We start from the raw sequence: 14,080 nt of genomic DNA on the forward strand, positions 1-14,080 counted from the left end.
TGGTGGTCGGCGGCGGACACGCCGGATGCGAGGCAGCGGCGGCCGCGGCACGCGTCGGGGCAAGCGTCGCCCTCGTGACGTTGAGCGCGGATGCGATCGGCCGCCTCTCGTGCAATCCCGCGATCGGCGGCATCGGCAAGGGCCACCTGGTGCGCGAGATCGATGCCCTCGACGGGCTGATGGGCCGGGTCGCCGACGCCTCCGGGATCCAGTTTCGCCTCCTGAACCGCAGTCGGGGTCCGGCCGTGCGTGGACCGCGGGCGCAGGTGGATCGGGCCGCTTATCGGACCGCGATGCAAGCCGAGATCGCCGGGATCGACGGGCTGACGGTGGTCGAGGGCGAGGTGGCGGATCTTCTCCTCGATTGCGGCGGGGTCGCCGGGGTGCGGCTCGCCGATGGGAGATCGATCCACGCCGGCGCTGTGGTGCTGACGACGGGGACGTTCCTCGGCGGAACGATCCACCTCGGCGAGCGGCACTGGTCGGCGGGCCGGATCGGCGAAGCCGCAGCGAATGCGTTGGCGGCGCGGATGCGTGACGCTGCGCTGCCGATGGGGCGTCTCAAGACTGGGACGCCGGCGCGGCTCGAGGCGTCCAGCCTCGACTTTGGTGTGTTGGAGAGTCAGCCGGGTGATGCCACGCCGGTTCTTTTCAGCGCGCTTTCGACGGGTCCGGCGCTCCGGCAGGTCTCCTGCCATATCACGCGGACGACCGGGGAGACTCACGCGATCATCCGCGACAATCTCCACCGGTCGGCACTGTTCGGCGGGCACATCAAGAGCGTGGGCCCGCGCTACTGCCCGTCGATCGAGGACAAGATTGTGCGCTTTGCCGATCGGGATAGCCATCAGATCTTTCTGGAGCCCGAGGGACTCGGCAGCGACTTGATCTACCCGAACGGCATCTCCACCTCGCTGCCGGCGGATGTGCAGCTCGCGATGGTGCGCACGATGCCGGGGTGCGAAGCCGCCGAGGTCGCGCAGCCGGGTTATGCCATCGAGTACGACATGGTCGATCCGCGGGCCCTTGCGCCGACTCTGGAGCTGCGCGCCTTCCCGGGGCTCTTTCTGGCGGGGCAGATCAATGGCACCACAGGATATGAGGAAGCCGGCGCGCAGGGCCTGCTCGCCGGTCTCAATGCTGCGCGACGCGCCGGCGGGAGCGATGGCGTCACCATCGGCCGCGACGTCGCGTATCTGGGGGTGATGGTGGATGATCTCGTGACCAACGGCGTCGACGAGCCCTACCGCATGTTCACCTCCCGTGCCGAGCACCGGCTGACGATGCGGGCCGACAACGCTGCGGACAGGCTCACCCTCTGGGGCGAAGCGATGGGCCTCGTCGCAGAGCCGCGGGCGGTGCACCACCGGCGATCGGCGGCCGTCCGCGAGGAAGCGGCCCGACGTCTCGATACGGTTTCGCTGACCCCCAACGAGGCCACCCGCTACGGCGTGACGCTCAACCAGGACGGCCGGCGCCGCGATGGGTTCGACCTTCTCGCTCATCCGGACGGTGGATGGCGGCTGCTCGAAGCGCTCGATCCCTCTCTCGCCGATCTTCCCGAGAGCGTGCGTACCGGGCTCGAGGCGGATGCGCTTTATCGCACGCAGGCGGAGCGGCAGCGCCGGATCGCGGCGGCGGAAGCGACGGCCGACGGGCTGCCGATCCCTGAGGTCGTGGTGACGATGGCGATCCCTGGCCTCTCCACCGAGCTGCAGCAGAAGCTGGCGCGGCGACGGCCGGCCACCATCGGGGAGGCGCGTCGGATCTCCGGGATGACGCCCGCGGGCCTCGCCCTCATCGCCGCCCATGCCCGGCGTCACCGGACCGCCGCCTGAGGTGCTCGCGTCGGAGGAGAGGGCCAGGGAGACCATCCGCGCCGAGGTCGGCAGCGACGTCTTTGCCGCATTGGAGCGCTTCGTGGAGGCGGCGCGGGCCTGGGGACGCGTGTCCAACATCGTCAGCGAGGCGGACCGGGAGCGGCTGTGGGAGCGTCACGTGCTCGATAGTCTGCAGCTCGTGCCGCTGGCCGAGGCGGCCGGTCCGGCATGGATCGATCTCGGCTCCGGGGGTGGCTTTCCCGGCCTCGTCGTCGCCATCGTGCGGGGCGGCGAGGTGACGCTGGTGGAATCGAACCGTAAGAAGGCGGCCTTCCTCATCCAGGCGAGCGCGGCGACGGGACGAGCGGTGCGCGTCGAGCCGCGGCGGATCGAGGAGCTCGCCGCTACGCCCTACGATGTCGTGTCCGCCCGTGCGCTCGCCCCGCTCGCGACGCTTCTCGACTTGTCCTCGCGTTTCTTTGGGCCCGACACGGTCGGCCTCTTCCCAAAAGGGCGCGACGCTGACAATGAAGTGAGGGAGGCGCAAAAGCGTCACCGATTCGCCGTCGCCTCCACGCCGAGCCGCACCGATCCGCGGGCGGCCATTCTGTCCGTATCCGAGTTGAAGGGGGCCTGACATGCTGCCCGCCCGTCCAAGGGTCATCGCGGTCGCCAACCAGAAGGGTGGTGTCGGCAAGACCACCACCGCCATCAACGCTTCCACGGCGCTCGCCGCGCTCGGCCACAGCGTGATGCTGGTCGACCTCGATCCTCAGGGGAACGCGTCGACAGGGTTCGGCATCGATCCGGCCGACCGTGCCGTGACGACTTACGACGTCCTCACCCGGGGCGCGACGCTCGCCGAAGCGGCGATGACGACGGAGGTGCCGCATCTCACGGTAGCGCCGGCGACGATGGATCTTCTGTCGATCGACATCGAGCTGTCGACCCACTCCGACCGGGCACGGCGGCTGCGGGACGCGATCGCCACCCTCGCCCGCAGCGACGACTCTCCTGCCTACATCGTCATCGACTGTCCGCCGTCGCTGACGATGCTGACGGTGAACGCCCTCGCCGCCGCCCATGCGGTTCTCGCACCGCTGCAGTGCGAGTTCTTTGCGATGGAAGGTCTATCCCAGCTGATGCGGACGATCTCCGAGGTGCGCGACAGCGTGAACCCCGAGCTCGTCATCCACGGCATCGTGATGACGATGTACGACGCTCGCAACAACCTCGCCAACCAGGTGGTGGCCGACGTCCGCTCGCATCTCGGCGATCTGGTGTACGAGACGATGATCCCGCGCAACGTCCGCCTGTCCGAAGCGCCGTCCTACGGCAAGCCGGCGCTTCTCTACGATCTGAAATGCGCCGGCAGCCAGGCCTACCTGCGCCTCGTTTCCGAGCTGATCGATCGCGAAGAGCGGATGGCCGAGGGGCGGACCGAACAACGCATGGGGGCCGATTGATGGACGACACCAAGAAGCGCCTCGGCCGTGGCCTGTCCGCGCTCCTCGGCGACATGCCGGCGGAAGGCGCGTCGCGACCCGCCGATCGTGGCGTGACGCGGGTGCCGATCGAGGCGCTGGTCGCGAACCCCAACAATCCGCGCGTCAGTTTTCAGGACGAGCCGCTCGAGGAGTTGACCCAGTCGATCCGCCAGCACGGCATCATGTCGCCGCTGATGGTGCGTCACGTGGACGATCATTACGAGATCATCGCCGGCGAGCGACGGTGGCGGGCGGCGCAGCGGGCGGGCCTTCACGACGTGCCCGTCGTCGTGCGCAACGTCTCCGCGGGCGAGGCTCTCGAGCTCGCGATCATCGAGAACGTGCAGCGCAGCGATCTCAACGCCATCGAGGAGGCGCAGGGATACAAGCGCCTCATCGATGAGTTCGGCCACAAGCAGGAGGCGTTGGCGAAGCTGATCGGCAAGAGCCGCAGTCATGTCGCCAACATGATGCGTCTCCTCAATCTGCCGGCGTCGATTCGGGCGAGCGTTGCCGACGGCAGCCTGTCGGCGGGCCACGCGCGCGCCTTGCTCGGCGCGGAGAACCCCGATGCGGTCGCCGATGAGGTGATCCGCCTCGGCCTGTCGGTGCGGGCGACCGAGCAGCTCGTCGCGCGTCTCGCCCAGGCGAAGGACGCGACGGCGGCGCCCAAGAAGGCCCCCGCCGTGGAGGACGCCAACACCCGCGATCTCGTCCGCCGCCTGTCCAATCGGTTGGGGCTCAAGGTGGGGCTGAACCACAACTCCGACGAAAGCGGCACCCTCACGATCCGCTATTCCAACCTCGAGCAGCTCGAGAATGTCTGCCGCATGCTCGGCGAGGAGTAGGCGCCCGTCGCGGATCTACGCCGGGAGCGCCAGCATGTCTCGGTGAGATTGCGCTGGCCGGCATGAGCCTGCGCCCTCCGGCCAGAGGGATGACGCCGCGTTAAGGTTAATGTTCGGTTGCGAGAATCGAGCGAATCGGCGCGATCGTCAGCGCATGACGACGTGGGAGGCGATCCGCAGCAGCGCGTCGCGGGCGATGGCGGGTGCGAGCGCCGGTCGGATGCGGGTCTCGAACGTGGCGGACGCGATCAGTGCGGACGCCGAGCGCAGCGCCTTCGGTGTCCAGTGGTGGAGGATGCGCGGGGCCGTTTGTCGGTGCGAGCCGTAGAGCGGCGGGCGAAGCGTGTCGACCGCTCGCTCGGGCGATGCGCCCGTCGCCATGGCCGCGGCGGCCTGCTCCAAGGCGTGGGAGAGCCGCTGCGCCGCCATCAACAGGGTGACGGCGGCCGAGTCCTGTCGCAGCAGGCGGTTGAGAAGACTGTCGAGCGCCTCGCGGCGGCCGAGAAAGGCGGCGTCCACCGCGTCGCTCATCTGGCTCACCGACACGTCGCCGACGATGGCGTCGACGTCCGCCAACGTCAGCCGGCCGGTGTCGACGGCATAGAGGCAGGCCTTCGCCACCTCGTTGCGGGATGCCGCGTGGTCGCCACCGAGGCGCTCCTTGAGGGCGACGCGGGCGTCGGCATCGACGGTGAGGCCGAGATGGGCGGCCTCGGCGTCGATCATCCTCTCGAGATCCTTCTCGGTGTCGACAGGGCAATGGATGGCGACCGCGGTGCGGTCGTCCTCCACCTGCTTGCGCAGCCCCGTGCCGCGCTTGAGGTCGCCCGCCTCCACCACCACCACGGCATCGCGCGGCGGGGCTTTCAGAAGCGGCGCGACGGCGGGGGTGAGGTTGCGCCCCGCCCCGTCGCGCACGACGATGAGGCGTCGGTCACCGAACAGGGAAACGGTGTTGGCCTCGTCGACCAGGCGGGCGGGATCGCTTGTGATCGTCGCGGCGTCGAGCTTCACGACCGCGAACGGGTCGTCCCCCACGGCCTCGAAGAGCTGCATGATCGCCGCCGTGACCTCGGTCACGAGCCCGCGGTCGGGGCCGAAGATCAGGAGGACGGGCGGCAGCTTGGCCGCCTCGGGATAACGGCGACCGATCTCGTGCGGTCGCGCCGTCGTCATGTGTCGGAGCGCTTGGCCGCGAAGTAGGAGGCGAGGCGGGTGGCGATGTTCTCCGCCGCCGTCTTTGCCGCCCGCGTGGCGGCATCGCGCTCGGCCCGCACGTTGCTGAAGCGCTGGGAAGAGAAGTCGTAGGAGGCGGTGGCCTTGGCCGCGCCCGTCAGCAAGGTCTCGTCCGTGTCGATCTCGGTGAGGATGAAGGTGACGTTGAGCGTCACGAGAACGGCGGCCGGAAGGTCCTCTTCGAGCTCCACCGCCAGCGGGTCGGTGCCGAAGTCGGTGATGTAGCGCAAGCGATAGCGGGCTTGGTCCGCCGGTCCGCCGTCGCCGCGCAACAGGAAGAGAAGCTCGTTGGAGAGCGCCTGCTCGGTCCGGTTCCGCGGCGGATCGACCTCCACGGCACGCATGTCGGGCACCGGCGACAGCGGGCCGCCCGACGTCTGGTCCATGTAGAGGGGGCGCACCTGGCACGCGGCGACCAGCAGCGCCGCCGCGACGAGGAAGGCGGCCTTACGCGACCACATTGACGATCCGCCGCGGCACCACGATCACCCGCCGGGGCGGATTGCCGTTGAGAAAACGTTGCACGTCGTCGAGCGCCAGAACGGCGGCTTCGATGGCGTCGTTGGCGGCGTCCATGGGCACGGTCACCTCCGCACGCTTCTTGCCGTTGATCTGCACCGGCAGGGTGATGACATTCTCAACGAGAAGGCTTTCGTCCACCAGCGGCCAGCTCGCCTCGGCGGCGAAGCCCTGGTTACCGATCACCGTCCAGCACTCCTCGGCGAGGTGCGGCATCATCGGCGCGAAGCAGCGGATCATCGCATCGATGCTTTCGCGCAGCACGGCACCCGGCGTCTCGTCGTCCGACAGCGCCTTCTGGAGGGCGTTGGACCACTCGTAGAGGCGGGCCACGGCGCGGTTGAAGTGGAGGCCCTCGATGTCGCCCTCGATGGCCCTGATGCCCCCGTGGGTCGCCTTGCGCAGGGCCATCCCGTCACCGGTGCCGGGGGTATCGAAGCGCGCTTGCGCCTCCGCCACGATGCGCCAGACGCGCTGCACGAAGCGATGGGCGGCATCGACGCCGGCGTCGGTCCACTGGATGTCGCGCTCGGGCGGCGTGTCGGACAGCATGAACCAGCGCGCCGTGTCGGCACCGTAGCCGGAGATGATCTGATCCGGGTCGACGACGTTCTTCTTCGACTTCGACATCGATTCCACGGAGCCGACCGTCACCGGCTCGCCGGTCTTGGCGTGGACGGCCTTGCCGTCGGCCCACACGACGTCCTCCGGGAACATCCACTGGCCCGAGGCGTCCTTGTAGGTCTCGTGGGTGACCATGCCCTGGGTGAAGAGCCCGGCGAACGGCTCCGGCCGGTTGCCGTAGCCGGTCTTCGCCACCGCGCGCATGAAGAAACGCGAGTAGAGAAGGTGCAGAATCGCATGCTCCACACCGCCGATATACTGGTCGACGGGGAGCCACTCCTCCATCACCTGCGCATCGATGGGGCGGGTCGCGTCGTGCGGCTTGGTAAAGCGGGCGAAATACCACGAGGAGTCCACGAAGGTGTCCATCGTGTCCGTCTCGCGCCGGGCCGGAGCGCCGCATTTGGGGCAATCGACCGTCGTCCACGTCGGGTGATGATCGAGCGGGTTGCCCGGAATGTCGAAGGTCACGTCGTCCGGCAGCTCGACGGGCAGCTGCTCGTCGGGCACCGGCACGATGCCGCAGGCCTCGCAGTGGATCACCGGGATCGGGCAGCCCCAGTAGCGCTGGCGCGAGATGCCCCAGTCGCGCAGGCGGAAGTTCACCGTACGCTTCGCCTGGGCGGCGCCATCGAGCTCGCGTTGCTCCAGGATGCCGGCGACCGAATCCTTGGCCTCCTCGATCGTCAGCCCGTCGAGGAAGGCGGAGTTGAAGATCACCCCGTCGTCGGTGAAGGCTTCGTCGCCCACGGTGAAGTCGTCGCCGGCGCTCTTCGGCCGCACCACAGGGGTCACCGGCAGACCGTACTTGCGGGCGAAGTCGAGGTCGCGCTGGTCGTGCGCCGGGCAGCCGAAGATGGCGCCGGTGCCGTACTCCATCAGGATGAAGTTGGCGACGTAGATCGGCAGCGTCGCGCCCTCGATGAACGGGTGGGCGACGCGCAGGCGCGTATCGATGCCCCGCTTCTCCGCGCTCTCGATCGCCTGGGCGGAGGTGCCCATGCGGCTCGCTTCCTCGATGAACGCGGCGACCTCGCCGTTGCGCTTCGCCACCGCCTGGGCGAGCGGATGACCGGCCGCAACCGCCATGAAGCTCGCGCCGAAGATCGTGTCCGGCCGGGTCGTGAACACCTCCAGCTCGGCGATGTCGTCCGGACCCGGCACGGTCAGCGGGAAGCGCAGACGCAGGCCTTCGGAACGGCCGATCCAGTTGCGCTGCATCAGCCGTACCTTGTCGGGCCAACGGTCGAGACCGTCGATGGCGTCGAGCAGGTCCTGAGCGTAGTCGGTGATCTTGAAGAACCACTGGGACAGCTCGCGCTGCTCCACCAGCGCGCCGGAGCGCCAGCCGCGGCCGTCGATCACCTGCTCGTTGGCGAGCACGGTGCGGTCCACCGGGTCCCAGTTGACCTTGCTGACCTTGCGCGTGACGAGGCCGGCCTCCAGGAAGGCCAGGAACAGGCGCTGCTGCTGGTGGTAGTAGGCGACGTCGCAGGTGGCGAACTCGCGGCTCCAGTCGAGGGACAGGCCCATCGACTTCAGCTGCTTCTTCATCGCCTCGATGTTGGCGTAGGTCCACTCGCGGGGGTGAACCTTGTTCTGCATCGCCGCGTTTTCGGCGGGCATGCCGAAGGCATCCCAGCCCATCGGGTGGAGCACGTTGTAGCCCTTGGCCCGGCGGTACCGCGCCACGACGTCGCCCATCGTGTAGTTGCGGACGTGACCCATGTGGATGCGGCCCGACGGGTAGGGAAACATCTCGAGCACGTAGTACTTCGGGCGCGGGTCGTCGTTGTCGGTGGCGTAGATGTCCGCCTCTTCCCAGGCGGCACGCCACTTGGCTTCGGTGGCAGGCGCGTTGTAACGCTCAGACGTACTCATCAGTGTGATATGGACCGGCGATGGAGATTGTCGCCGGACCATGGGGATTAGTTCGCCGGGGGTCAACCGCCATGACAACGCATCAGGAAGGTCCGAGCGTCGCCGAGCAGCTTGCTGTGGTGCGACGGTCGATCGCCGAGGCCGCCGCCGCGGCCGGACGCACCGAGCCGGTGCACCTCGTCGCCGTCACCAAGACGTTCGACGCCGACCATGTCCGCCCCGCCCTCGTCGCGGGGCAGCGGGTCGTGGGCGAGAACCGGGTGCAGGAGGCGAAGGCGAAGTGGCCGGGGCTGAAGGCGGAGTTTCCCGACATCGAGCTTCATCTCCTCGGCCCCCTCCAATCCAACAAGGCGAAGGATGCGGTGGCGCTGTTCGACGTGATCGAGAGCCTCGACCGGGAGAAGATCGCCGAGGCCATCGCGAAGGCCGGCGAGGCGCTCGGCCGGCTCCCCAAGGTGATGGTGCAGGTGAATATCGGCCGCGAGCCGCAGAAGGCCGGGGTGGCGCCGGAGGACGCTGCGAGCCTTGTGGCGCGCTGCCGGGCGTTGGGCCTCGACGTGATCGCGCTGATGGCGATCCCGCCCGCGGATGCGCCGCCCGCACCCTACTTCGATGCGCTCGCCCGGCTCGCCGCCGATTGCGGCGTCGCAGACACCTCCATGGGCATGTCGGGCGACTACGAGATCGCCATCGCCCATGGCGCGCGCTGGGTGCGGGTCGGGTCGGCGATCTTCGGATCGCGGCCGTCGATCGCGGCTCAATAGGCGTACCAGAAGCCGACGCGGCCACCGATCTCGCGCAGTGCGTCGCGTCCATAGAGCGTCGTCAGGGCGCTGACCTCCACCTGCAGGCGGTCCGACAGGCGGTGGACCACGCTGCCGGACACCTTGTGATACTGGACGTCGCCGGCGAGCTCGAAGGTCGAGAAGGTCTGCGCGAGGATCAGCCAGCGCGGCAGGAGCTGGGCGCCGACGGTGACGTCGACCTTGATCTCGTCGGACGCGTCGGCGTCGAAATTCTTGCGCAGGCCGGCCTGAACGTCGGCATAGATGCGGCGGCCGGCGATCTCTCGCTCGGTGCCGAAGAGGGCGCGCACTTCGACGGCGGCACTGTCAGGCTCCGGGTCGCCCGCGGTCTCGAAGCCGCCTGACAGTGCCGTCACCTCGGTGGAGAACACCCAGGCGGGAGCCTTGTGGAGGCGGATGCGGGCGCCGAGCGCTCCCGACCCGAAGCTCTGCGAGGTCGGGGCGAGGACGGTGGGCGAGAGATAGCGCATCAGCGTCTCCTCGCGGAACTCCGCCTTGACGAGGCCCGTCAGCCAGGGGCGCAGGCCATATTCGGCCGCGGCTGTGAGCTCGAATTTCTTGTATTCCGGCACCGTCACCAGCTTGCCGTCGCTGTCGAAGCCGTGATCGCCATAGGTGAAGGTCGAGACGAGGAAGGCCTTGAGCTTGCCGCGGTCGAGGGTCCACGCCCCGGCAAGGGCGTGATGCGAGGCAGCGAGCAGGACGACGAGAACGGCGGCGCGCAGCATGAACAGCCTCCGGATACAGAGCGTTCCAATTGCAACCTAATGATGTGATGTATGGCACAACCTTTCATTGAATGAAAGGGGTGCTGATCAATCGTCGATCGGCTTGTGCGACGCGGTGCAAGCTGTAAGGTGCGCCGCGCGCGAGAGTGGCGGAATCGGTAGACGCAGACGACTCAAAATCGTCCGCCGAAAGGCTTGGGGGTTCGAGTCCCCCCTCTCGCACCACTCTCCGACGAGCCGCGCGAATCCGTCCAACACATTGAAAAGATAGAAATCTTTTGATGACCGCCGGCTTACTCTCGCCGATCGGCGGGCCGTCGCCTCCCGGGCGGCGCACCAGTCGGCCCGATGGACGTCGGCCGACCCGCGGTCATGGGATCATCCGGAGGCCTCGCGGTCGTTTGATGGGACGACGTCGTGCGCGGACCCCGTGTGGCCGGATCGCGCCTCGTCCCGGTGCTACATAGGCGGGGTGAGGAGATCACGATGAGACGATGGCTCGGCAAGATGTTGGCGGCGGCGCTGCTGCTCTCCCCGACAGTGGCGATGGCCTGCGGGCCGACGAGCGACTGCGTGGTCGGGGAGCGCGCCTACCGCATCGCGATGCCCGACCGGGCAGGCCCCATCGGCTCGATCCTCTATTTCCACGGCTACGGCGGCACTGCCGCCGGCGTGATGAACGACACCGCGCTCAGGGCGATGGCCGAGCGGCTCGGCGTCGCCCTCATCGCGCCGCAGGGGCTCGACGGGGACTGGCAGATCGCCCACGCCCCGCGGTCGGGTCTCGTCGACGATGTGATCGAGGTGGACGCCGTCGACGCGATCCTCGCCGACGCGGAGCAGCGCTTCGCTCTCAATCCGCAGCGGCGCCTCGCGGCAGGCTTCTCCGCCGGCGGCATGATGACCTGGACGCTCGCCTGTCGCCGGCCGGAGACATTCTCGGCCTTCGTGGCGATCTCCGGCACCTTCTGGGACCCTCTTCCCGACGACTGCGCCGCCCCACCCCGCGTTCTGATGCACGTTCACGGCACCGCCGACCGCGTCGTGCCGCTTGCCGGCCGTCCGATCGCCGACACCATGCAGGGCAACGTCGCCGACGCCTTCGCCCGGTTCGAGGCGACCGGCGGCTTCACTCTTCCCGCGGCGCATCTGCCCGAACTCGCGGGTCTCGCCTGCGAGGGTGCCAGCCGGACGGATGGCGGCGAGATGCTGATCTGTCTACACAAGGGAGGCCACGAGATGCGGCCGGAGTGGATCGAATGGGCCTACACCACGTTCGTCGCGCCATAGGGGTGCTGTTCGGCGCGGCCCTCGCCCTCCTCGCGGTCGCAGCGGTGCAGGCCGAGCCGATCGCACCCGCTTCGCCCGAGCCGCCGCCCTATGGCGAGCTCGCCCTGGTCCCGCTGCCCCCTACGGCGCCGCCCCGCGCCGACGACCTCGCGAGCGTTCACTTCGGTGCCGCGCCGGCGCCGTCGCTGCTGCCGCCGCGCTCGGTCGGGTCCTACTCGCGCGGCTGCGTGACCGGGGCCGTGGCGCTGCCCGCCGATGGGCCCACCTGGCAGGCGATGCGCCTTTCCCGCCACCGCCGCTTCGGCCATCCGGTGCTTGTCGACTTCGTCGAGGATCTCGCCGCCGCTGCGCCCGGCGTGGGACTGCGCGGCATCCTGGTGGGCGATCTCGGCCAGCCGCTCGGCGGCCCGCTGCCGTTCGGCCACGCGAGCCATCAGATCGGGCTCGACGTCGACATCTGGTTCGCCGAGATGCCGGAGCCGCGGCTCGACGAGGCCGCGCGGGAAACGGTGCCGTTCGTCTCCACGCTGACGCCGGACGGGTCCGCCATCGACCGGGAGCACTTCACCCCGGCTCTCGCCCGCCTGGTGGAGCAGGCGGCGCGCGACGAGCGGGTGGCGCGCATCTTCGTCCATCCGCTCATCAAGCGGGCGCTGTGCGAGGGGGCTGGCGCGGACCGCGGATGGCTGCGGCGGGTGCGGCCGTGGTACGGCCACTACGAGCACTTTCACGTCCGCCTGCGCTGCCCGGCGGATTCGCCCGCCTGCATCGAGCAGGCGGCGCCACCGGCGGGCGACGGCTGCGGCGACGATCTCGCCTACTGGTTCACCCCGGCCCCCTACGCGCCGAAGAGCGGCGGACCCGCCAAGCCGCTCACGGTGGGGCGGATGCCGCCCCTCTGCCAGTCGCTGATCGGCGCCCGCTGACCGGCCGCGAGTGCCGTCGCGGTTCCCGGCACGGACGATCTAGACGCCGACACCCACCGGGCAGCTCACGCCAGTGCCGCCGAGCCCGCAATAACCGTGCGGGATCTTGTGCAAATATTGCTGGTGCTCCGCCTCGGCGTAGTAGAACGGCATCGCCTCGTGGATCGTGGTGGTGATCGCGCCGAAGCCGGCTTTGGCGAGGCGCGCGGCGTAGGACGCCATGATCCGCTCGGCGATCTCCTGCCGCTCGGCGCCGTCGACGAAGATCGCCGAGCGATACTGGGTGCCGATGTCGTTACCCTGCCGCATGCCCTGGGTGGGGTCGTGGCCCTCGAAGAAGCGGCGCGTCAGCTCCTCGAACGACACCACCTTGGGGTCGTAGACCACGAGCACTCCCTCGGTGTGGCCGGTCTGACCGGTGCAGACCTCGCGATAGGTCGGGTTGGGCGTGATGCCCCCGACATAGCCGACGGCCGTCACCTCGACGCCCGCGATCTGCCAGAAGAGGCGCTCCGCCCCCCAGAAGCAGCCGAGCGCGAACACCGCCGTCTCGAGGCCCGACCAGGGGCCCTTGAGCGGAGCGCCGTTGACGTCGTGCGTGGCGGCAGTGGGGATCGGGTCGGGCCGGCCCGGCAGCGCCTCGTCGGCCGTCGGAAGGTCCAGCTTCTTGCCGAAGCGTGCGAAGATGTTCATGTCCGCTCTCCCTTCATCTCGGACGATAGATGAGTTGCGCGACGAGTAGGATCAATGTCGCGAGGATGAAGAGGCCGAGCCAGCCGGGCAAGGTAAGATAGGTCTGCACGCCCGGATCCCACAGTCTGGGGTCGAGATGGCGCTGGATGCCGGCCTGGAGGAGGTTCAGCGTGCCGGGCGAGAGGCCGTACCAGATCTCGCCGAGCGAGGTGAACACGAGGCGCTCGGCCGCGACGGAGTGGTAGAGATCGATGATGCCGACGACGAACCCGCCGAGGAGCAGCAGGCCGCCGAGAAGGCGGAAGGGGAGGCTGAGGAGCCATCTGACGCGACGCATGGGGCATCCTTCATCTTGACAAGGGCGCATGGATGGTGTGCCAAGCGCCACGGAAGTTTCCCCTTAACGCGGTGCGTCGGCTCTGCTAAGCGGGGACCCGTCCGGAGGGATGGCCGAGTGGTCGAAGGCGCACGCCTGGAAAGTGTGTAGGCGGGGAACCGTCTCGAGGGTTCGAATCCCTCTCCCTCCGCCAGCTGCCTCCGTGAAAGCGTTCTCCCCATCCGGCTGCGGCCGGATTTTCCCGATATATTCGAGGGTTATGCGGGTGGGGCTGAGCACCGTACCTGCCGCCGAGAGGTCTGAAAGCGGTTTCTCAGGGCCGATATTCTCTGAACCTGATGACTGCGTCTCTTTGGTGCATAGCGCGTAAAACGTTGACTTCTCTGCTGAATCTCGGCGTCCGACCTGAACACTTCGATGTCAGTCGCCAGTTCACATGCGGAACAGAAATCGAACTTTCTCACCGTCCCGCCGTACCCATCGCCGGGCGCGCGCAGGCGCCTTCAACGGCTGCCCTCGGTTGAGCCGCTGGAACCGCGGCTACGGTCCGGCAGTGTGGAGGGGATCCCACGGGAATGCTGGCCGACGCCGGAGGTCGCGCGCGGCCGGAGGCTGATGCCGACCTTCCGCTCGATCTGGCGATCAAGCGCACCGCGACCTTTCGCGGCCGGCGCAAGATCTACATGGTCTCCACGGCCACGCTGAAGGGCCATTCCCGCATCGAAGCCGCCTTCAAGCACAGCGACCGGCGTTTCTATCACATCTCCTGCCGCATAGCGGCGACATGGTCCCGATCACCTCGGCGCGCATTCACTGGCCCGCGGCGCGGCGCGACCAGACGCATCTAGGCTCCGGCCCTAACCATTTCCTTACCGTTCTCGTGTC

At 68.7% G+C, this 14,080-nt stretch carries 14 protein-coding genes and 2 tRNA genes; 10 read left to right on the top strand and 6 right to left on the bottom strand.

All coding sequences use genetic code 11. The annotated features are described in order from the left end of the window. Positions 1-2 precede the first annotated feature (2 nt). Genes mnmG through JCR33_RS19105 form a run of 4 tightly spaced genes read left to right on the top strand, consistent with a single transcriptional unit; the run spans position 3 to position 4,155 of the window. Positions 3-1,838, top strand: a complete 1,836-nt coding sequence (gene mnmG, locus JCR33_RS19090) for a tRNA uridine-5-carboxymethylaminomethyl(34) synthesis enzyme MnmG (protein ID WP_332461230.1) — start codon at positions 3-5, stop codon at positions 1,836-1,838. Beyond that, the gene (gene rsmG / locus JCR33_RS19095) at positions 1,810-2,457 is read left to right on the top strand and encodes a 16S rRNA (guanine(527)-N(7))-methyltransferase RsmG (protein ID WP_198883717.1); all 648 of its coding nucleotides are present in this window, start codon (positions 1,810-1,812) and stop codon (positions 2,455-2,457) included. Before mnmG ends, rsmG begins: the two co-directional genes overlap by 29 nt. Position 2,458: 1 nt before the next feature. Continuing rightward, positions 2,459-3,286, top strand: coding sequence for a ParA family protein (locus JCR33_RS19100; protein WP_198883718.1), 828 nt, complete (start codon positions 2,459-2,461; stop codon positions 3,284-3,286). Further along, positions 3,286-4,155 (top strand): ParB/RepB/Spo0J family partition protein, encoded by an 870-nt coding sequence (locus JCR33_RS19105; protein WP_198883719.1) that lies wholly within the window; start codon positions 3,286-3,288, stop codon positions 4,153-4,155. The genes JCR33_RS19100 and JCR33_RS19105 overlap by 1 nt, the downstream gene beginning before the upstream one ends. 147 nt (positions 4,156-4,302) lie before the next feature. Here JCR33_RS19105 and holA read toward each other — a convergent pair whose 3' ends face one another. The 3 genes from holA to leuS are packed head-to-tail and all read right to left on the bottom strand — an operon-like array spanning position 4,303 to position 8,415. Next, positions 4,303-5,331 (bottom strand): DNA polymerase III subunit delta, encoded by a 1,029-nt coding sequence (holA, locus tag JCR33_RS19110; RefSeq protein ID WP_198883720.1) that lies wholly within the window; start codon positions 5,329-5,331, stop codon positions 4,303-4,305. After that, the gene (lptE, locus tag JCR33_RS19115) at positions 5,328-5,852 is read right to left on the bottom strand and encodes an LPS assembly lipoprotein LptE (protein WP_198883721.1); all 525 of its coding nucleotides are present in this window, start codon (positions 5,850-5,852) and stop codon (positions 5,328-5,330) included. Before lptE ends, holA begins: the two co-directional genes overlap by 4 nt. Next, the gene (gene leuS, locus JCR33_RS19120; protein WP_198883722.1) at positions 5,839-8,415 is read right to left on the bottom strand and encodes a leucine--tRNA ligase; all 2,577 of its coding nucleotides are present in this window, start codon (positions 8,413-8,415) and stop codon (positions 5,839-5,841) included. Before leuS ends, lptE begins: the two co-directional genes overlap by 14 nt. 71 nt (positions 8,416-8,486) lie before the next feature. Here leuS and JCR33_RS19125 point away from each other — a divergent pair, with 71 nt between their 5' ends. Next, positions 8,487-9,179 (top strand): YggS family pyridoxal phosphate-dependent enzyme, encoded by a 693-nt coding sequence (locus tag JCR33_RS19125; RefSeq protein WP_198883723.1) that lies wholly within the window; start codon positions 8,487-8,489, stop codon positions 9,177-9,179. Here JCR33_RS19125 and JCR33_RS19130 read toward each other — a convergent pair. Next, entirely contained in the window at positions 9,173-9,949 is a 777-nt protein-coding gene (locus JCR33_RS19130) for a hypothetical protein (protein WP_198883724.1), read from the bottom strand. The genes JCR33_RS19125 and JCR33_RS19130 overlap by 7 nt on opposite strands. Positions 9,950-10,089: 140 nt before the next feature. On the opposite strand from JCR33_RS19130, the gene JCR33_RS19135 reads away from it, so the two are divergent. From JCR33_RS19135 to mepA, 3 genes are all read left to right on the top strand, one after another. After that, a tRNA-Leu gene (locus JCR33_RS19135) sits at positions 10,090-10,174 on the top strand. A gap of 261 nt (positions 10,175-10,435) precedes the next feature. Further along, positions 10,436-11,239 (top strand): alpha/beta hydrolase family esterase, encoded by an 804-nt coding sequence (locus JCR33_RS19140; protein WP_198883725.1) that lies wholly within the window; start codon positions 10,436-10,438, stop codon positions 11,237-11,239. Beyond that, positions 11,209-12,165, top strand: a complete 957-nt coding sequence (mepA, locus tag JCR33_RS19145) for a penicillin-insensitive murein endopeptidase (RefSeq protein ID WP_198883726.1) — start codon at positions 11,209-11,211, stop codon at positions 12,163-12,165. Before JCR33_RS19140 ends, mepA begins: the two co-directional genes overlap by 31 nt. A gap of 39 nt (positions 12,166-12,204) precedes the next feature. Here the strand turns inward: mepA and msrA are convergent, their stop codons facing one another. Further along, positions 12,205-12,858, bottom strand: coding sequence for a peptide-methionine (S)-S-oxide reductase MsrA (msrA, locus tag JCR33_RS19150; RefSeq protein WP_198883727.1), 654 nt, complete (start codon positions 12,856-12,858; stop codon positions 12,205-12,207). Positions 12,859-12,871: 13 nt separating this feature from the next. Continuing rightward, positions 12,872-13,195, bottom strand: coding sequence for a hypothetical protein (locus tag JCR33_RS19155; RefSeq protein WP_198883728.1), 324 nt, complete (start codon positions 13,193-13,195; stop codon positions 12,872-12,874). Between the two features lie 103 nt (positions 13,196-13,298). On the opposite strand from JCR33_RS19155, the gene JCR33_RS19160 reads away from it, so the two are divergent. Next, a tRNA-Ser gene (locus JCR33_RS19160) sits at positions 13,299-13,388 on the top strand. A gap of 382 nt (positions 13,389-13,770) precedes the next feature. After that, positions 13,771-14,043 (top strand): phage terminase large subunit family protein, encoded by a 273-nt coding sequence (locus JCR33_RS19165; RefSeq protein ID WP_211110416.1) that lies wholly within the window; start codon positions 13,771-13,773, stop codon positions 14,041-14,043. Positions 14,044-14,080: the final 37 nt, after the last annotated feature.

This window comes from Acuticoccus mangrovi (assembly GCF_016411865.1).
In the GTDB taxonomy this organism is placed as follows: domain Bacteria; phylum Pseudomonadota; class Alphaproteobacteria; order Rhizobiales; family Amorphaceae; genus Acuticoccus; species Acuticoccus mangrovi.

Coding starts and splice junctions, on each gene's coding strand:
- JCR33_RS19100 (WP_198883718.1), top strand. CDS start 2,459: ATGCTGCCCGCCCGTCCAAGGGTCATCGCGGTCGCCAACCAGAAGGGT.
- msrA (WP_198883727.1), bottom strand. CDS start 12,858: ATGAACATCTTCGCACGCTTCGGCAAGAAGCTGGACCTTCCGACGGCC.
- JCR33_RS19125 (WP_198883723.1), top strand. CDS start 8,487: ATGACAACGCATCAGGAAGGTCCGAGCGTCGCCGAGCAGCTTGCTGTG.
- leuS (WP_198883722.1), bottom strand. CDS start 8,415: ATGAGTACGTCTGAGCGTTACAACGCGCCTGCCACCGAAGCCAAGTGG.
- holA (WP_198883720.1), bottom strand. CDS start 5,331: ATGACGACGGCGCGACCGCACGAGATCGGTCGCCGTTATCCCGAGGCG.
- lptE (WP_198883721.1), bottom strand. CDS start 5,852: ATGTGGTCGCGTAAGGCCGCCTTCCTCGTCGCGGCGGCGCTGCTGGTC.
- JCR33_RS19105 (WP_198883719.1), top strand. CDS start 3,286: ATGGACGACACCAAGAAGCGCCTCGGCCGTGGCCTGTCCGCGCTCCTC.
- mepA (WP_198883726.1), top strand. CDS start 11,209: ATGGGCCTACACCACGTTCGTCGCGCCATAGGGGTGCTGTTCGGCGCG.
- JCR33_RS19155 (WP_198883728.1), bottom strand. CDS start 13,195: ATGCGTCGCGTCAGATGGCTCCTCAGCCTCCCCTTCCGCCTTCTCGGC.
- rsmG (WP_198883717.1), top strand. CDS start 1,810: ATGCCCGGCGTCACCGGACCGCCGCCTGAGGTGCTCGCGTCGGAGGAG.
- JCR33_RS19140 (WP_198883725.1), top strand. CDS start 10,436: ATGAGACGATGGCTCGGCAAGATGTTGGCGGCGGCGCTGCTGCTCTCC.
- JCR33_RS19130 (WP_198883724.1), bottom strand. CDS start 9,949: ATGCTGCGCGCCGCCGTTCTCGTCGTCCTGCTCGCTGCCTCGCATCAC.
- JCR33_RS19165 (WP_211110416.1), top strand. CDS start 13,771: ATGCTGGCCGACGCCGGAGGTCGCGCGCGGCCGGAGGCTGATGCCGAC.